General features: G+C 71.4%; 14 protein-coding genes. All 14 read right to left on the bottom strand.

The features are described 5' to 3' along the window. Positions 1-388: 388 nt before the first annotated feature. The 14 genes from ACLJOU_RS25980 to ACLJOU_RS25915 all read right to left on the bottom strand — a co-directional run bounded on the left by ACLJOU_RS25980 (position 389) and on the right by ACLJOU_RS25915 (position 17592). Positions 389-2602, bottom strand: coding sequence for an FtsK/SpoIIIE domain-containing protein (locus tag ACLJOU_RS25980; protein WP_410570691.1), 2214 nt, complete (start codon positions 2600-2602; stop codon positions 389-391). Between the two features lie 211 nt (positions 2603-2813). Further along, on the bottom strand, positions 2814-3725 hold the full coding sequence (locus ACLJOU_RS25975; protein WP_410570690.1) for a hypothetical protein: 912 nt from the start codon (positions 3723-3725) through the stop codon (positions 2814-2816). Further along, on the bottom strand, positions 3722-4174 hold the full coding sequence (locus tag ACLJOU_RS25970; RefSeq protein WP_410570688.1) for a hypothetical protein: 453 nt from the start codon (positions 4172-4174) through the stop codon (positions 3722-3724). The genes ACLJOU_RS25975 and ACLJOU_RS25970 overlap by 4 nt, the downstream gene beginning before the upstream one ends. A gap of 160 nt (positions 4175-4334) precedes the next feature. Continuing rightward, positions 4335-4811 carry a hypothetical protein gene (locus ACLJOU_RS25965; RefSeq protein ID WP_410570686.1) on the bottom strand — a complete coding sequence of 159 codons (477 nt, stop codon included), beginning with the start codon at positions 4809-4811 and terminating at the stop codon, positions 4335-4337. Next, the gene (locus ACLJOU_RS25960; RefSeq protein ID WP_410570685.1) at positions 4811-6988 is read right to left on the bottom strand and encodes a hypothetical protein; all 2178 of its coding nucleotides are present in this window, start codon (positions 6986-6988) and stop codon (positions 4811-4813) included. Before ACLJOU_RS25960 ends, ACLJOU_RS25965 begins: the two co-directional genes overlap by 1 nt. Then, the gene (locus ACLJOU_RS25955; RefSeq protein WP_410570683.1) at positions 6985-8727 is read right to left on the bottom strand and encodes a hypothetical protein; all 1743 of its coding nucleotides are present in this window, start codon (positions 8725-8727) and stop codon (positions 6985-6987) included. The genes ACLJOU_RS25960 and ACLJOU_RS25955 overlap by 4 nt, the downstream gene beginning before the upstream one ends. Continuing rightward, positions 8727-10112, bottom strand: coding sequence for a tyrosine-type recombinase/integrase (locus tag ACLJOU_RS25950; RefSeq protein WP_410570681.1), 1386 nt, complete (start codon positions 10110-10112; stop codon positions 8727-8729). Before ACLJOU_RS25950 ends, ACLJOU_RS25955 begins: the two co-directional genes overlap by 1 nt. A gap of 169 nt (positions 10113-10281) precedes the next feature. Beyond that, entirely contained in the window at positions 10282-10782 is a 501-nt protein-coding gene (locus tag ACLJOU_RS25945; protein ID WP_410570680.1) for an NADAR family protein, read from the bottom strand. 189 nt (positions 10783-10971) lie between these two features. After that, complete coding sequence (locus ACLJOU_RS25940) at positions 10972-12795, bottom strand: VWA domain-containing protein (protein ID WP_410570679.1); 1824 nt, start codon at positions 12793-12795, stop codon at positions 10972-10974. After that, positions 12792-13778, bottom strand: a complete 987-nt coding sequence (locus tag ACLJOU_RS25935; protein WP_410570678.1) for an AAA family ATPase — start codon at positions 13776-13778, stop codon at positions 12792-12794. Before ACLJOU_RS25935 ends, ACLJOU_RS25940 begins: the two co-directional genes overlap by 4 nt. Next, entirely contained in the window at positions 13775-14173 is a 399-nt protein-coding gene (locus ACLJOU_RS25930) for a WGR domain-containing protein (protein WP_410570676.1), read from the bottom strand. Before ACLJOU_RS25930 ends, ACLJOU_RS25935 begins: the two co-directional genes overlap by 4 nt. 178 nt (positions 14174-14351) lie before the next feature. Further along, positions 14352-15275, bottom strand: coding sequence for an N-6 DNA methylase (locus tag ACLJOU_RS25925; RefSeq protein WP_410570674.1), 924 nt, complete (start codon positions 15273-15275; stop codon positions 14352-14354). A 422-nt stretch (positions 15276-15697) separates the two neighbouring features. Beyond that, the gene (locus ACLJOU_RS25920; RefSeq protein WP_410570673.1) at positions 15698-16897 is read right to left on the bottom strand and encodes a hypothetical protein; all 1200 of its coding nucleotides are present in this window, start codon (positions 16895-16897) and stop codon (positions 15698-15700) included. Then, complete coding sequence (locus ACLJOU_RS25915; RefSeq protein WP_410570671.1) at positions 16894-17592, bottom strand: hypothetical protein; 699 nt, start codon at positions 17590-17592, stop codon at positions 16894-16896. Before ACLJOU_RS25915 ends, ACLJOU_RS25920 begins: the two co-directional genes overlap by 4 nt. Positions 17593-17709 lie beyond the last annotated feature (117 nt).

Here is a 17709-nt window from a genome sequence, read left to right as displayed (position 1 = left end):
GATTCCCGTGGCGACGACGGCGGCCGCTTCGCCGTCGAACCCAACCACGGCCGGACGTGACCAGCGAACGCTCGGTCATCGCGAAGATCGTCGGTGCCGTCGTGGTGCGGATCATCGCCGAGGAGGTCAAGGACCTGCTCGGCGATCTGTGGAACGACATCGACCGGTTTCTGTGACCACGCGTGTGGCGCCTGCCCGAGCAAGCTGGTGCGGGGTGCGTGCGGACCTCAGGGACCGGCTCGCACACCTGCACACCGGGCTGTCGCAGCTGGTCATCGCGTTTTGCGGGGACGCAGCGGAGCCTGCACGTGACCCGGGCGGGTCGGCACAACTGTGCTGACCCGACCCGGGTGCGTCCGATCTAGCCAGCGAGACCGGCCGCGGCACGCTACCCCCGGCACCAACCGTCGTCGCCACCGTGCTCGACGATCGCCGAGACGATCGCGTCCACGTGCTGCACCGACACCGGATGCTTGGTTCCGCCGATCCGCTGCCGCGACGGCCGGGGTGCGGGAATCTCCAGGCGCCGCAACGCTTCCCCGAGGGCCTTCGCCTCCCACCCGATCCGGCTGGCGAGCTCGGCCGTGGCCACGATCCCGGTCTCATCCTCGCCGATCACGTCGGCCAGCAACGCCAGTACCTCCGGCAGCGGCCCGCCCCCCGCGTCCTCGACGATCTCGGCGTCCACCGGCTCGGCGGCGGTGCTCGCCGCGACCAGCTCGGTCAGCGCGGCGGCCTCGACGGGTGTCGGCGGGCGCTGTCCGGCCGCGTCCCCGGTCAGCAGCCCGAGCGCAGCGCGGCGTTCGCGTCCGGCTTCGGCGGCGGCGCGGGTCGGGCCGAGGTCCAGCTTCGCTGCCCGGATGATCACGCCCTCGGACGCGCCGACGCCGGAGAGGTCGTCGGCGAGCAGCCAGGCCGCGCCGCGGTGGCGTTCGGTGAACTTCGTGGCGTCGATCCCGGCGGCGGTCTTGCCGGTGCCCAGGGCCATGTCGTTGGACTGCTGGGTCGGCAACCGCAGCGCGGCGCGGCTGGAGATGTTGTCCCGCAACCGGGTCGGGATCGACCCGCGGTCCGGCTTCTGCGTCGCCAGGAACACCGTCGCCCCCGCCGCCGGTCCTTTCCGGACCAGCCAGGACACCTTGTCCACGATCACCCGCCGCAGATCCTTCACCGCCCGGGTGTCGCTGCCCAGCTCCTCGAACCCGAGCTGGCACTCGTCGATCGCCAGCACAAGCCACGGCATGCTCGACTCGCACAGGGCGCGGGTGATCTTGCCTTCCGGGACGTCGGCCTCCGGCATCGTCTTGAACCGCTTGTAGCGGTCCAGGACCTCGGTCTCCAGCTCGATCAGCAACGCCAGCAGCCGCAACAGGGTCTGCTCGGTCTCCGCGCCCTCCGCCGACGCGATCAGCATCCGGTGCGCCACCGGCCGCAGCGGATTGAAGTCCGCGCCGTCCTTGAGGTCCACCGCGTAGATCCGGGTGTGCGGGTCCAGGCAGGCCGCGACGAGGAACAGGCGGAGCAGGTTGGACTTGCCGTAGCGCGGCAGCCCGGCGATCAGCCATGCCGTCCAGCAGAACGCCACCGTCACCGCCCGCCCGCGCGCGGTCTTCCCGATCGTCACGCCGTCCCAAATGGACAGTTCCGGCAGCTGCTCCAGCCCGGAGCGCAGCGGCGGTTCGGCCAGCGGGTCGCGGTCGGCGACCCAGCAGGCCAGCCGCCCGGCGTGCCCGCCGGTGCCCCGGACCCGTTCCAGGATCAGTTGGGTCTCGTCGACGCCGAGGGCGCTGGCCAGCGACTCGCGGGCGGCGATCGCCGAGGACGCCTTCCGCCCCTCCGGGAGGTCGACGACCACGGCCCAACCTTCGCCTTCGCGTGTGGGCCGGGCGAAGAAGGCCAAGCCGTCCTTCGGGCCGATCACCTTCGCCGCCTGGAACGCCTCCACCAGCACGTCCCCGTTGATCGTCCACGCCAGCGTCCGGGTGCCCGGGAAGACGTTCTTGCGGCCAGGTGAGCCGTCCTTGCGCCGCCCCACGACTGCGAACGCCACCGACGCCCCGGCGGCGGTCAGCCACCACGCCAGCGGCCCGTAGATCAGCTCCAGGGTGATCAGCCCGCCGGCGCCGACGGTGAGGATGCCGAGGGTCCACCAGCGGCGGCGAACCCGGTGGGAGTGGATCTCGGCGAACCGGTCGGCCAGCTTGTCCGCGTCCTTGGCCGCGGCGTAGAAGTCCTCTACCCGCAGCCACGCCCACCATGCCCGCGCGGACACCGCCACCCCGCGGGCGACGGCGGGCGGGTAGCGGATCGGTGCCCTGGCGACCGTGCCCACCAGGCGAAGGCTGGCGTGGCGGACGGTGGCGGCGCTCTGCCACTGCGGCGGCAGCCTGGCGACCGCCACCGCCACCACCCGGCGAGCTCGGCTGCGCTGGTACTCCTCCTCGGTGAGCAACTCGCCGTCCAGCGCGGTGGCCTGGCCGGCGCTGGTGGTGCTGGTCGCCAGCTCGTTCCCCGGGCTGGCGGTCTCCTCGCCAGGGCTGTCCCTGGAGACGTCGTCGGTGGTCTTGTGGTCGCGGGCAGGGGCGGGGCCGGTGTCGGACATGCGGAAGCTCCTGGTCAGCGCGGACGTGGACCCGGAGTGAGCCGCAGGCCCAAGGCCGTCGCGGTCCAGGCCCGGCGCGTGCGCCGGCCGCGCAGCGGTTGCCTGGTCCGCGGTGGCCTGGCCTGCTACTTTGCCCGGTCCACGCCCCGCGAACCGCCGTCCGAACGACGACGATGCCGGTGGTGGGGCCGTGTCCGGCCCCACCACCTCGTCACCGGTCACGACCATCCCTGATCGAGCTGTCACCAGCGCTGGCGACGCTGGCGACGCTGGCGCTGCCGCTCATCGCCAGCAGCGCGAACCCGGAGATCACCATCAACCCGTCCAGCACGAGCGGTCCGACGTACGCGGCGACCGTGGTGTAGCCCCAGGCGAGCAGCAGGTCGTGCACGTGCCCGTAGCTGATCACCGCCGAGCCGAGCGCGACCGTGCCGGTCCCGCCGAACCGGGCCACCCGCCACCCGAATCCCGCAGGCCAGCGCACCCGGGACAGGACCTCGACCGACAGCAGCAGTCCGATCGGCCACACCGCCGACCCGATCTGCGCCGCGATCCCCGGCGCCCAGCCCGGCGGCATCCGCTCCGCGGGCAGCCACGTGTGCAGCACGTTCGCGGCCACCGACATCACCGACCCGAACACGAAGCCCGCCCAGGACACCACCTTCGCGCCCGCCGTGGTCCCCGGCAGTGCAGCCGCCGCAGCGCCGGACACGGCCGCGCTGGCGGCAACGGAGACCGGTCTGGTGGTGGCGTCGCCAGCCTCGGCCGCCAGCGTTTCGGCCGTCGCCCGGGAGCCGTCCGGAACCACGGCGAAGTGGGCGGCGAGAGCCGGATCGGCGGGTGGCTGGTGATCGTGTCCGCGCTCGGTGCCCGAGACGCTGGCGGTGCTGGTGACCGGGCTGGCGCCGTCCTGGCGGTTCTCGGTGCCACGGCTGGCGGGCTGGTCACCGGTCGCCTCCTCGTCGGCGGTCAGTTCCGCCACCGCGAGCCGCACCCGGTGCTCGGTGGCGCCGGTCAGCTTCGCCAGCGTCGGCCGCCCGGGCAGCGGCTGGCCCGCCGCCCGCGCCTGGTCGAACAGCTCGCGGATCTGGCCCACCAGATCCTCGTGCACCGGGGCGCTCACCGGCCGCCACCGTCCACCGTGACCGCCAGCCGCTCCAGATCGTCGGCATCGGCGCGCGTCAACCCGATGCCGGTGTCCTGGTAGAGGCGACCCTGCCCGGCCACCCAGCCGAGGAACCCGGCGATGGCCTCATGGTCGCTCATGTCCAGCGCAGCGCCGATCTCCGACCAGTCGCCGACGGCACCGGCCCGCAGCAGCCGGGCCACCACGACCCAGCGGCCGGCGGTGACCTCGGCCGCGAGCCGGGTTCCCACCGCCAGCTCGGTCCAGTAGTCCTCGACGTCGACAGCCCGCCCCGTGCAGGCGGCGTCGACGGTGCGGCGTTGCGCGGCCTCCCACCACGCCAGCAGCTCACCGGCCGAGACGTGCCGGGCCGGGTCGTGCGGGCTCCGCGTGCGGATCACCGTGCGCTCGGTGTGCGGGCGTGCGTCATCGCTAGTGTTCGTCATGGGTCGCAGCTCCTCTGCGATCAAGGCCCCGGCCGGTGTTAGCCGCACCGCGTCCGGGGCCGCCTCAATTTCGGTTGCCGTACAAGCGGATTCAGGTCGCCCGACGACCCGGCGACCGCGATCCTGCTCCTGCTTCCCGGGGATCGCGGCCGCCGGGTCGTCACCGCACAGGCCCGGGAACGTCGTCCGCTGCCGTGGCTGCGTCTCCGCGCCCCGTGGACAGGCTGCGCACCGCGCCATGCCGCGCCACCACTTCGCGCAGCCGCGTGATCTCCTCGTGCTGGACCGCCAGCCGCGACACCGCCGACGTGCGGAAGTTCTTCAGCTCCTCGACCTCGGCATCACGCGCGGCCAGCCGCTCCTTCAGCCCGGTGACCTGCTCCTTGAGCCGCGCGATCTGACCCTCGCGCGGGTCGGCGATGACCCCGGCCTCGCGCAGTTCGTCGCGGCGACGCTCGAACTCCTCCTTCAGGTGCAGGTAGGTGGTGTAGAGCGCCGCACGGGTCACCCCGGACTCGGCCGAGAGGGTCTTCACGTCGCACTTGCCGCCCGGCGGGAGCTCGCCACGCAGCAGGCGGTCCATCGCCGCCCGGATCCGGTCCTCGATCTGGCGTCGCTGCTCGTCGGTGATCCGCATCAGGCCGCCCCCTCCTCGTCGTCGGTGGTCGTGGTGGCGGCGTCGATCTCGGCGACGACCCGCGCCGCGCGGGCCACCTCGACCTCCAGGCGGCGCCGCTCGGTCTTGCGGCTGGCGCCCAAGTTGCCGAGGAAGACGGTGTTCTTCTCCACCGCGTCCGCCCACACCGGACGGTGCCGCGGGTGGTGGGTGGCCTGCGGGCAGCGCGCCGAGTCGCACATCCCGATCAGCGGCTTGTCCGCGGTCGGGGTCCCGGCCAGCTTCAGGCACAGCGCCCGCGACGGATCGGAGAACCAGCAGTAGTTCCCGGTGCCCAGGTGCAGTACCTTCGCCCGCCGCGTCAGCAGGTTCCGCAGTTCCTGATCCGTCGCCGCGGTCTTCGGCGCGGACTTCGCGTACTCGGCCAGCTGCCCGTCGACGCCGTCGAAGAACTCCACCAGCTCGCGGGCGCCCGGCCCGGCCGGCATGACCCCGTCCTGGTAGTTGCGCCACTCCTCCAGCAGCAGCTCGAGGTTGCGGTCCTGCTCCTGCTCGCTGACCTCGGCCAGCAGCTTCGCCTGCGCGCCACCCGGGCGGGCGGCGTAGCCCTCGGTCGTCGCGACGGACACGTGCTTGAGCGCGATCTTCGCCGCGAGCAGCCCACCCGGCCGGTAGGCCAGCTCGATCGCCAGGGTCCGGCGCAGCATCCGCATCGTCACGACACCATCGGGAATCGGCTCCAGTCCCAGCCGCTGCCCGGCGGGGCCGTTCACCCACGCCTTGAACGACTCGTAGCGACTGGCGAACGCGAACCGGCCGAACAACGGTGCGCCCAACGCGGTGTCGGGGGCCAGCAGCTCGGCGATCCCAGCGGCGTCGTGGGCTTCGGCCACCACGACCCATTCGTCCGGCAGCCCGCCGACGGGCTTGCCCTTCACGACCTTGCTGGCCAGCCGGTGACGCACCAGCCCCGGACGCACCTCCTCGCGGCTGCGGCAGCCGACGTTCAGCTCGGCCAGTTCGCTGAAGCGCATCCCGGACACGATCGCGATCACCAGGAGCGCGGCCGTGCTCGCCACGTTCGCCAGCCCGATCACGCCCCTGCCGCTCAGCGGCTCGGTCCACGCCACGAGCCCACCGTCGTCGGCGCGGGCGATCTCGGCTGCACTGCGGCCCCACGGCCAGGACACGCCGACCATGGCGGCGGTGGCTTTCAGCTCCGCACGCAGCTCGTCCCACCAGCCACCGGCGATCTGCACGAAGCCGATCTCCTGTGCCAGCGCGGAAAACGAAACCGTCAGCAGCGGGTCCTCGGATGACCAGCCTTCCTGCAGACGCCGCTTGACCTCGTTGTCTCCAACCCGCTGCAGCGGCCGGCCTTCAGCGGCGTGCCGCCGCAGGACGGCCTTCATCCGGCGTCGGTCAACCCGGTGCGCGGTCGTTATCCGCTCGATCTCGGCCTGCCGCTCCCGGCGCTGCGCCTCCAGCCCGGCCACCAGTGGACCGATCGTGTTCGCGACGTAGAGGGCCGCCGCGAGCAGCGGCCGCAGGACGTCCTGCGGCACCGGCGGGGTGGAGTTCTGCCTGCTCGGGGCGTACCCGGCGATCTTGTTGGCGGCACGGCCCTTGAACGCACGGAATCCGGGCTGGTAGCGGTCGTCGGTGAACAGCTCCGAGTACATCCCCAGCTCAAGCATGGTCTGCGCCGCAAGCATCCCCGTCTTCGCCGCGGCCGCCGCGCCGTCATGGCCGCCGGATGGGTACTGAGCGTGCAGCAGGTACGCGTCGCACTCATGCTGGGTGACCTCGTGCAAGCGGCTGATCCCACGCGCGGCGAGCCAGCTCAGAAACCGCGTCAAGCCGACCAGCCGCGCGCGACAGGTCAGCACGGACAACGGGAAGCGGCGTGCCTGCGGCAACACCGCCACCGCCTCGTGCCCCGGCAGCAGCAACGCGGCGATGTACTCCTTGGCCAGCCGCCGCCACCGCGGATCGGTGATCGCGCTGAAGTCCAGCACCCGCGCGTTCGGCGAGATGTAGCGGGCCATCCCGATCACGTCGGTGAACGACCAGACATCATCGTCGAACACCGGCCGGCGGATGCCTGCAGGCAACTCGAATCCGGCGGCAGCGCACAGATCGAGCCCCGTGAACGGCGAGTCCCGCACCTCGGTGCGGTCGTGGAACGGGGTCGTCATCGGGTTGCCTCCTCAAGGCGCAGCGGGAGTTCGGCGTCGTCATCGGCCACCTCGGTCGACGCGGCGGCGATCAGCGCGGGGTCGTGGCGATCGAGGGCGGCGATCACCTCGTCGACCCGCGAGGCGTACGGGCCGAACACGGCCATGAAGTGCTCAGCGGGCATCTGCAGCCACTGGCGGCCGAAGAACGCCTTCATCCGCAGCAGGTTCGCCGCATGCCGCGGCGCGAACATCGCCAGCGGGCACAACAGGCACACCCACGGCCGCGCCGGGCACGGCTTGCCCGCCGGACCGAACGGGCTCGCGAGCTGATCGGCGCAGGAAGCCAGGAACACGTCCCGCTCACCGCGCAGCAGCTCCGCCAGCGCGCTCTCATCCAGGCGCAGCTTCTCGACCACCTTGGGGAAGCCGGCGGCCAGGTCTGCGGTCTGCTCGTCGGTCAGCAGCATCGGCGGCTGCGCCTTGCGCACCAAATCGCCCTGGGCGGACTCGATGATCCCGTCGACGGAGTCCTGCTGGCCCGGGGTCGTGACCGTCAGGTAGTTGTCGCCCTCGACCTTCGGGCTGTGGTTCGGGTCGATCGTCGCCCGGGCGCTGCCGTGCCAGGACTGCCGGTCCCGCAGCGACTCGAACGAGGTGCGGATGCGGTGCCGGTGCAGCTGCAGCGGCGCGCCGTCATCGCCGAGGAGCTCGATCTCCCGGATCCACTTGTTGCCGACATCCTGGTGCACGGCCCCGCCGTGCCACGAGCCGGTCGAGATCGGCGCATGCCGCACCCACAGGTCCTCGCGCAGCTCCGCCGGAGCGTGGCTGCGCATCAACTGCGAGTGCTCCAGCCACCGGCTCAGCAGCCGGATCGCCTTCTTCGGAAGGTTCAGGCTCTCCTTCGACGTGCGGCCCTTGACGTAGTCGAGCAGGACCGTATTCTCCCCGGCCCAGTCGACATCGCCGACGCCGAGCTCGGCGATCCCGTCCGGGACGACGCCGCTGTAGACCCCGAACAGCAGCTGGTAGGCCAGCACGACCCGTGTCGACGGGAACAGTTCCTCCCGCGCTTCGGTGACGCTGCCCCACTTCCACTGGATCGTGAACGGTGACACGCCCATGAACTCGGCCGCCTGGGCGTTGGTCAGCGGGCCGTACTCGCGCAGCAGCCACCGCACGTTCTCCGGCGTCCACGTCCGCCGGCCACCCTCGGGACGCTGCCCGGCCTCGGCCGCCTCCAATGCCCGCCGGTGCTCGGCGAACGAGGCGTTCACCGTCCGGCGGCACGCCTGCTCCAGCCGCTCCCACTCGCCTGCGGAGTAGGGCTGCAGCGAGCCCCGGTCACGCTTGCGGCGCGGGTTGAACGACCGGCCCTGGACCATGCCCAGCGTCGCCGGGGCCAGCACCGGGGTTTGCGCGTGCAGCGAGGCCAGCATCCGCCGGGTCGTCTGCTCGATGTTGTGGCCGCAGCCCAGCCAGTACCCGGCCAGCTGCGGGCGGGTCAGCTCGGCCGCGGACCCGGTGAACCCCTTCTCGTGGAGGTGGTCCACCAGCTTGCGCAGGTTGTACACGTACACCTGCACCGTCTGCGCGGCGTCGATCTTGCCGTGCGGGTGCACCAGCCCGACCAGGCCGAGCAGCAGCTCGCGGGCCAGGACCGGGTTCGGGGTCTCGCCGACCTCGACGCTGCGGTGCATGCCGTTGCTGAACACGCACGCGATGCCCAATGGGGCTTCCACCAGTTCGGCGGGCATTACAACTCCTCCTCGTCATCGGTAAATTCGTCGGCCGCCTCCCGGTCCGCCGCCGCAGCAGCGGCTTGTCCGACCTCGGCCGTGGCCCGCTCGTAGGCGTCGCGGTAGACCCGCGTCATGTCCAGCCGACGCAGGTACGCCTCGGTGGTCATCACGCTCGAATGACCCAGCAGGTCCCGCAGGACCATCAGCGGGTCCGCCTTGGTCAGATACAGCGCCAGCGCGTCATCGGCCCTGGTCGCCAGCTCGGTCTTCGCGACCTCGACGTAGTAGCCGCTGACCAGGCGCTCGATCGTCTGGATCGCGAACGTGTGCCGCAGGCGATGGGGCCAGACGTGCGGGAACCGCGGCTCGAACCTCTTCTTGATCCGCGCCGAGGTCCGCTCGAACACCGTGTTCCACGCCGTGAACGGGCCACCGTCGGACCGGACCGCCAGCAGCAACGACCCGCCTCCAGCGGAGACGAGCCGACGTCGCTCGGCGGGCCGGATCGACGGCCATGCGACCTTGTCGCCGTCGATCCGGCCGCCGCGCGCGTCCGCCTCCGACACGACCAGCGCCCCGCCCCGCTTCTCGGCCGGCCGCCACGACGACCCCTCGACCGCCATCGCCCGGTCCAGCTCGATGTAGCGATGCACCGCGGCCAGCGCGTCGTAGGAGATCCACGTCGTCCGGAACTTGCGGCCCTTGGTCACGCCCTCCGGCACCGGGAACGGGATCGGCAGCTCCGTCCGCTGCGGCGGCAGCGCCGGGATCTCGTGAACCAGCAGGTTCGAGAACTCCTGCATCCGCAGCCCGGTCGCCAGCGCCAGCTCGCCGACCGCGCCGTTGCGCGCCAGCTCCCACCCGCGGAACGTCGGGTCCTCCGCCCCGTCCGGCGTCAGCCCCCGCAGCCCGTTGACGAACAGGTCGGCGAACTCCCGCTCCAGGTACTTGATCGTGACGTGCGCCTTCGGCGTCCGCCGGACCGCCTGATTGACCTGTTGAACCTTCACCTGGTCCGTGAAGTACGTCACAGCAGTGCGGTACGTGAACGGCTGCGACTCGGCGTGACCCTCCGCTTCGGCCCAGCGGTAGAAGCTCGCCAGCACCGTCACGTGCTGGTTCCAGGTCGACGCCTCGAACCGGGCCGTCAGCGGGCCGACCGCGCGGTACGCCGCGTATCCGCTCAGCCCCGAACGAAGTCGCTCGCGCGAATCGAAAAGGCGAATGCCGCGCTCGGCAAGAAACACCATCCAGTCGCGGACAATGCGCGCATAAACCGCCCACGTCCGCGGTGACGGCCCGCCGCTGCTCGGCAGCTCCCGAAGCCACTGGTTCACCACGACCGTCGGACGCGGCTGCCCGGGACCGTCCTCGAACAGCAGGTCATCGTCGATGAGCACCGGCATCCCGTCCGGCAGCGCTGGTCGGAAGGCAAGGTCCCACTCCTCCCAGCCACGCGCATCAAAGAACTCCAAAAACATGAGGTATCGCCTCTCCTAAACGAGACGCAGAAGGGCGCGAAGAGTTAGAAGACCTAGGACAGGAATCCGGGTCTAGAAAAGAGACACGTCAACTAAGCGGAGAGAACCCAGTGCAGGCGACCCGGGTCCACCGGCCGGCCAGACGCGGGTCGAGCTGAGCACGGCGGCGCATCAGGTACCGGCCCAGCAGGTTCTTCCCGGGCGCAGGCTGGTGCCGCGGGCAGGAGCAGCAACCCCAAGTCTGGTCGTGCCACGTGTTGCGCTCGATCAGGCAGGCGGTGCCGGTGGCCAGCAGCCGCTCAGCCAGCACGGGGTCGCCGAACTTCGCCTCGAGCACCTGCTGCATGACGACGTAGCGGTGCAAATCGTCCCAGCCCCGGCGCAGCGGCACCCGGCGGCCGCGGCGCTTCGCCTCCCGGGGGGATGGTGCCGCGGCGATCCAGGCGCGCCGCTGCGGGTCGAGGGTCTTGCCGGCGTTATAGGCGGCCTCGCCACTCGGGTAGACGTCGCCATCCCAGGTCAGCGGGTGCTCGTAGAAGTTGCTGAGGAACAGGTGGTCGCCGGCGAAGCCGTTGACGAGGTCGGGCATGGGCGCGCTCCGATCGGTGATAGGCGGTGACGGGCGAACGCCCAGCAGCCGGGCTCGGGGCGGGGCAAGGGTTTCCGCGTCAGCGGCGCCTTGCGCCCTTGCTGGCTGCCCGGGCCCGGCTGCTGCGCTGGTTGTCGGTCAGCAGCCGGGCTTCACCGTGGGAGCGCGCCCCGCTGCCCTGTCGCGAGGTCAGGCCCGGCGCAAGGCGTCGACGAGCGCGTGCTCGACCTGCCGCGGAACCTCGTCGATGTCGGCGATCCGGATCGGAATCGCGCCAGTTGGGACGATCGTGGTGGCGTGTTCGGATGCCAGATCCAGCCACAGGACGCGGACGCCGTGGCGGGTGAACCGGTCGACGATTTCGGCGGCCTGCCGCTCGATGTGGGAGCCGTAGCGCCCGTCGCTGACGACGAACACCAGCCGGGCGCCCTGGCCGGCCGTGAGCCGCAGCGCGCCGTCGAGCGCACGCATGGCCGGGACGAACTCGTGGTAGCCGTCGCGCGCGTCGAACTCCTGCACCACGGCCGGGGGAACCCCGGGTTGGGTGATGGCGGTGACGCGCTCGCCGAAGGCGACGGTCGCCGAACTGCCGTCGACGTCGCCAGCCGCGTGCGCCACGATCCACGCCACGCTGGCCAGGATCGGCGTCGCCCAGGCCATCGACCTGGAGATGTCGACGGCGATGCCGACTGTCAGCGGTGGCTCCGGGGTGTCCTTGCGGATGACACGCCGGTACGGCTTGGCCGTGACCGGCATGCCCATGCTGCGCTGGGCTGCGCCGAGCATGGCTTCTCTTGCCTGCAGTCGGCCGGGCGGTACCGCGGAATCCACGACGATCTTGCCGCGTTCGCGGAATTTCGCGCGCCGCAACGCCTTTGCGGTTCGTCGGGCCAGAGTGCGTTCGGCCGCGGTCGGCGGCCGCGTCTTGCTGCGCGGGTCGCCGGCGCCGGTGCGCCGGTTGCCGTGGAAGACCTTCTCAGCTTCCCGTTCGGCGGCATTCTGGTCCGCGGCCTCGCGCGCCCGCCCGTGCTCGCGGCCGTCGTCGCCAGAGTTCTCGCCCTGCTGCCCGTGCCGCAGTTCGGCTGCGGCTTCCTGCTCACCGGAGGCGGCCACGATCACCATCGCGCCCTGAAAGACCTCGGCGAGTGCGTCCTGGAGCTCATCGCCGGCTCCGTCGGCGTCCTCGGGTGCGGACGGCTGGTCCTGCTCGTGGCTGCTGTCCGGTGCCTTCGGGCTGGGCTGGGCCGCAGGGTCGGGCAGCACCCCGTGGCCGCACGGCGGCGCAGGCGCATCGGCCGGGTTTTCGATGCCGACGATCTCGACCCAGCGGGCGGCCAGGCTCATCAGCGCACCGACGTCACCGTCGGGCACCGTCAGCACCTTGCGCCACACCCGGCGTAGCCGGTCGAAGTCCGTGCGCCCGAACGTTGTGCGGCACACGGAGACGACCTTGCGCACGTCGCGGGAGGTCAGCACACCGGCGTCGGCCCGGCCGGCGGTGAGCAGGGCCGCCTGGGCGGCGCGCCAGCGGGTCGCGGCCGCCGAGGGGGAGCTCGCGCCGGGCAGGATGATGCGCCGGCTGGCAGCGCGCAGGTAGAGCCGGTCGCCGGGCCGGCGCTGCAGCTGGCGGTGCTCGATGCGGATTTCCTCCAGCAGGACGGCAGCGCGGGCGACGACGACGTCGACGTCCTCGGCGAAGTGGCTGTCCCACTGGCTGTGGGCGGCATGCCCGGCCTCGTGGCACAGCAGCCCGACGATCACCGGGTGCCGCAGTCGTCCCTCCCGGGTCAGCGGGTTGATCTCCGCCGGGGTGGCGCCGGCGAGGGCGATGGGGCCGTTGAGGGTGACCTCGCCGTCGGCCGGGGTGAACCACGCGGGCGGGTCGCCGGGGTCCGGATTCCAGCGCACGGTCGCGATGAGGTCGCCGCGGCCGGCGAGCAGGTTGATCCCACGGTTGAGGCGGACGACGAGGCGGGCCTGCTCAGGGGTCGCCGCGGTGTCGACGTTGTTCACGACTCGACCTGCTTTCCCAGCTGCAGCCGGTCGATCTCTTCGCCGAGGGTTTTGGTCAGGACGCCGTGGATCTCGTCGCGGTCCTCGGGCGGGGTCTTGCCCAGCAGGTTCGCCAGCGCGTATTCGCGGCCGCGGCGCTGTTCGTGCCGGGCGAAGGCGAGCAGGCTGCGCAGCTGCGGCGACCAGGTGAGATCGCCGTTGCGGCGCCTCTTGTCGAGGTTCTGCGCGACGGCGACGATGTCCTTGGCCACGCCGAGGTTCTCGGCCAGTTCCCAGTCGGTGCCGACCTCGATGTGGTGCTCGAACCGGTCCCGCAGCGCTTCCGACATGCGGGCGCCGGGGACGTCGGGGTTGAACGCGGCGATGACGAACCAGCCCGGACCTACCTTCAACGGCTCCAGCTGCGGATTCATCGGGAAGCGCAGCACGTCGCGGCCGTCCATCAGCGGGTACAGGACGCTGAGCACGCGCGGGTCGATCAGCGCGATCTCGTCGACGAGCAGCGGCACGTCGTTCAGGACCGACAGGTGCAGCGGACCGGGTTGCCAGTTCCACGTTTTCGTGACTGGGTCTTCGAGGAAGGTGCCGACGAAGTCCATCGCCGTGGTGTCGACCGTGCCGACGATGGTTTCCATCCCGTCGTGGCCGTCGGTGGCGTCCTGGGCGAAGGCGGCCTCGCACAGGGCGGTCTTGCCGGTACCGGGCGGGCCGTAGAACAGGACGTGCTCCTGGTGCTCGCGCGCCGAGCGCAGCAGAGCGACGTCCTCGAACACTCCTGCCACCGACCGCGGGTGGTAGGCGACGCCGTTGGGGCGGATCTGGGTGCCTTGTGGGGCGAGACTGGCCACCATGTCCACTGTGGACGGAACAGCGGAGGAAGGGCCGACGACCGAACCGTCGTCGTCTTCCCAGGCGGGTTCGGGCTCGGCACTCGCAGGGGCACGTCCGATCTTGTCGAGCATCTCGTCGCCCAGGGTGCTCACCGCGACGCCTCCCCCGTAACCGTTGCCTGCTGGTCTGCGGTCTGCTTGAAGATTTCGACGAGGTGGTTGCAGAATGCCGGAGCAACATTGCCGACGTGCTTGCCCTGGGACAGGTCGGTAAGGTTGCGCGCCAGTTCGGTGGGAACCTCGAAATCGGTCATGTCGCGGGTCAGCGAGTAGCCCTTGTCGTTCTTCTCGTTGGTCAGATCGCGAGCCACCTGTTGGGCGGCGTCGGCGGTGGATTTGACGTGGGCATAGAACTGGCCACGGGTGTTGCGTCGGCCGTAGTTGACCAGCAGCACGTGGTTCAGCAGCAGGATCCGGTAGTACTTGTCGCTGCCGTCGCCGGTTTTGTGCAGCTCCCAGGCGTGGACCTTGATGGTTGACGTGCTCATCGTCGGCTCACCTTCCCTTCGCGTTGTGTCCCCCGCCCGGGTCGGCGGGGCGCACTCGGCGGGCACCGGCGCCGGGAGCAGGGGGCAAGCCGCACGCGGTTCGCGGCTTGCCCCCTGCCGGCGGTGGTGCCCGCCGAGTGCGCGCGCCGCCGATCCGCCCGGTGGCGCGACGAGGGGGTCAGCCTTCAGTTGGCGAGGAGTCAGATGTTTCCGCGCCGCTGACGGCGGCGGTGGCATTCTCGAGATCGAGGAACGACCGCATCGCGGTGAGTCGGCGCATCAGGATGATCGGTTCGTCGCGTTCGGCGATCGCGCGCTTCCGCCAGTCGGCGGCCAGTGTGTCGCCGACGCCGAGCAAGACGTTCGTGCCGAGCCCCCACAGCACAGCGTTGATCGCGCAGCACGCGACCGCGACATGGTCGACATCGTTGCCTTCCCACCGTACGGTCCCCGGGTCGATTCCGGCACCGATCATCCACGCCGCGGCCGCGCGGAACATCCCGCCGGTCCCGCAGGCCGGATCGTTGATCGACGAGCCGGGTGTCGGCACGTCGAGCGCCATCCGTGCCATCACGTCGGTGACGTCGGGTGGCGTGTAGTACTGGCCACGGGCCTGCTGCGCGGACATCGTGCGGACCGACGTCAGCACGGTGCCGAGAAGATCGACTTCCCACTTGGGGTCATCGGTGAGCGCGAACAGGTCGCAGCGCAGGGCCTCCACCGCGACTGCGTGCGCATCGCGTGTGGTTTCGGGCGTCATCTCCTGCTGTCCCAGCCACGGCTCGATCAACGGCCACGCCCGGTTCACCAGGTCCGGGCGGGCCAGGACGAACCGTCGCCACAGCAGCCGAACCGTGTCGCTGAACTCCTCCGGCGATAAACGGATCAGGTTGAGCGCCACCTTGTCCCGGTCCTTCAGCCGCGGGTTGATGAGCGACAGCACTGCCACCACGGAGACCGGAACTTCGAGATCGCCGTGTCCGTGCCAGGAGTGCCACTTCTCGTCGACGCGCTCGGCGACCTCGAGCGCGTGGGCGTTCGCGTCACCGGCGAAACGGGTGAACTTTACGGTGACCATCACGCGACCTGCCGCGATGCCCACTCGGTGGCAGCGAGCGCACGCGGGGGCCAGCCGCCCATCGACATGAGGGGTGGTGGGGCCAGGTCGGTGAGGGTGGCGCGGAGGACGGCCATGTCCGGATTCCGATCTGCTGGCGCCGGACGATGTCCGGCGGGTGGACGCCCCGGGTCCGGGGCGTCCACCCGCCGGGTCGCCGCGACCGGCGAAGGCCGAGGAAGCCGCGCTCGCCCGGCCGGTGTGGTCCGGGCCAAGCAGCGGAGGTCCGGAGCGAGTCCGGATCACCCGGCCGGGCCGGGCTGCCGGCTTCCTCGGCCGCAGGGGTCGCGGCGACCACCGTCGGGCGCCCCGGACACCGCGGACACCGCGGCGTCACCTCCGCCGCCGCGCCGGCCGGACGCACCGAGGACGGCGAACTGGTGGCGCGCTCAGCGGCTGGTCGTCAGCTACTCGACCTCGAACAAGCCGGGCTCCTCGCCGGTGATCCGCTGCCACTGCCGGGAGAAGTTCTCCCGCTCCTTCTCCTGCGTGCCCGCCGCTGTGGCCAGCAGGAACCGTTCCGCCTTCGGGTAGCCGGCAGCTGCGTTGTGCGGGCGCAGCCACACCCGCCCGTCCTCGTCGACCGGGTGGTCGTGCGCGGCAGCGGCCAGCCAGGCGCGCGCCTCGGGTGCGGTGCCGGTGAACAGCGGCTTCACCGACCGCCAGGCCGTGCCCTTACGGGCCGAGTCGTCCTTGGCCGCGAAGTAGATGCGCCGGACGTCGTAGACCGACCAGGGCCGGTTTTCCAGCCGGTGGCGGAACAGCTCGACGGCGCAGGTGTTGCCGTCCTCGATCAGCCGCTCGAGCAGGCTGTGGGTGCCATAGAGCTTGCTGTTCGGGTTGAACATCACCGCCGGGGCCTCCAGCAGGAGGGCGATCGCGGCCTCCTCGGGGTTGTCCCGCATCCGCTTCAGCGTCGCCGGAAGTGACCGGCCGCCGGAGAAGCAACAGAACGTGCACGCCGACTTGTGCCAGATCACACCGAACTCGGCCAGCAGCCGGGCCGAGCACGCGGCGCGGGTCCAGCCCCAGTCGATCAGCGGGTGCGCCGGCGTGCGGGTGGTGGTGGCGTAGACCAGGTCACGCTGGGCGCGCTTGGTCTCCTCCGCCGAGTAGCCGATCACGTGCTCGAACGGGCGCCCGCGCAGGTTCTGGGTGATCCACTGATCGAGCACCCAACCCTTGAACCGTAGCGAGCATCGACGATGCGACAGCTGAGGAACGGTGCCGGACTGGATGGACTCGTCCTCCAGCGTCCAGGGGCCGCGGCGATGCAGCCGAGTCGGCGTGCGGGTGTCGTCGAGCACGACAATCCCGTCCGCCTCGAACGGGCCTCCGCGCGCCACCTGGACGGTCCGGATCCCGCGCTCGGCAAGCATCGGTAGGACGAACCGCTCGGCGTCGGCGAGGGTGGAGCGCCACTCGCTGCCGACCACGGCGTGGATCACGATCATGTCGGCCAGGTCGAGCCCGTAGCGCTGCGGTGAGGTCAAGACCTCGACCAGGTAGGCGGTGGACTCGACGCCGAGCCCCCAGCTGACCAGGTGAACAGGTCGGCCGGCCGCGCTCGCGTCGGGGAGCCCGAGGTCCAGCGGCAGCTCGGTCATCGCGGGCCTCCGGCGGGCAGCGGCGACTGGGCGGGGACCGAGGCGGTGGCGAGAGCGCGGACCGTCGCGACGAACTCGTCGTGCAGTTCGTGGTCGAAGTCGGGTCCGGCTGTGGCGGGGAACCGGTTCGCGGCCTGTTGCAGGGTCGCGATGACGTCGGCCGGGGTGGCGGCGAGGTGAAGTGCCCGGCTGAGGTCCTGGTGGTACGAGGTCAGCTGCTGCCAGCGGCTCCCCGAGGCCGGGTGCGGCGGCCGCGCGAGCTCGAGCCGCTGCTGCAGGTCAGTCGCACGCAGCTCGAGGAACCGTTGGTAGGCGCGGATCAGGGTGATGCGGTCGGGGCCGACGCGTAGTGCCTGCCCGCTGTTCGGAAATCCGGCGGTGCTGCAGTCTGCCAGTTCGAAGATCCAGGGCAGCACGTCGGGAGAGGGCGCTTGGATCGTCCAGGTGATGCGCGTGGCGGGCGCGCGCAGCAGGTAGGTGCCGTCGAGCTGGTGGAACAGCTGGGCGCGCCCGGCCGGGGTGTCGAGCAGCCACATCGTGGAGTCCTCGGTGGCGTCGATCCCGAAGTCCGGGGCGTGCAGGACGGTCGTGAGGTCGCGGAAGCTGGCGCGCAGGTGTCCGCGAGGAGCCCAGCCGGGCTCCGAGGTGGTGGGCGGCAAGTCCAGGACGGTGAGGTTGGCGCGGATGACGGCCATGGCCGGGCTCCGATCTGCTGGCGGCCGGACAAGTCCGGCGGGCGGAGGCCCCTGGTCCGGGGCGCCGCCGGCTCGGTCGCCGCCGGCCAGCGGAGGCCAGGGCGCCGCGCTCACCCG

The organism is Amycolatopsis sp. cmx-4-61 (assembly GCF_046548775.1).
GTDB lineage: Bacteria > Actinomycetota > Actinomycetes > Mycobacteriales > Pseudonocardiaceae > Amycolatopsis.
Note: the sequence above shows the minus strand (reverse complement) of the source record. Positions and strands in the feature narration are given on the sequence as shown.

Coding starts and splice junctions, on each gene's coding strand:
- ACLJOU_RS25920 (WP_410570673.1), bottom strand. CDS start 16,897: ATGACCGAGCTGCCGCTGGACCTCGGGCTCCCCGACGCGAGCGCGGCC.
- ACLJOU_RS25915 (WP_410570671.1), bottom strand. CDS start 17,592: ATGGCCGTCATCCGCGCCAACCTCACCGTCCTGGACTTGCCGCCCACC.
- ACLJOU_RS25930 (WP_410570676.1), bottom strand. CDS start 14,173: ATGAGCACGTCAACCATCAAGGTCCACGCCTGGGAGCTGCACAAAACC.
- ACLJOU_RS25970 (WP_410570688.1), bottom strand. CDS start 4,174: ATGACGAACACTAGCGATGACGCACGCCCGCACACCGAGCGCACGGTG.
- ACLJOU_RS25955 (WP_410570683.1), bottom strand. CDS start 8,727: ATGCCCGCCGAACTGGTGGAAGCCCCATTGGGCATCGCGTGCGTGTTC.
- ACLJOU_RS25960 (WP_410570685.1), bottom strand. CDS start 6,988: ATGACGACCCCGTTCCACGACCGCACCGAGGTGCGGGACTCGCCGTTC.
- ACLJOU_RS25980 (WP_410570691.1), bottom strand. CDS start 2,602: ATGTCCGACACCGGCCCCGCCCCTGCCCGCGACCACAAGACCACCGAC.
- ACLJOU_RS25965 (WP_410570686.1), bottom strand. CDS start 4,811: ATGCGGATCACCGACGAGCAGCGACGCCAGATCGAGGACCGGATCCGG.
- ACLJOU_RS25945 (WP_410570680.1), bottom strand. CDS start 10,782: ATGCCCGACCTCGTCAACGGCTTCGCCGGCGACCACCTGTTCCTCAGC.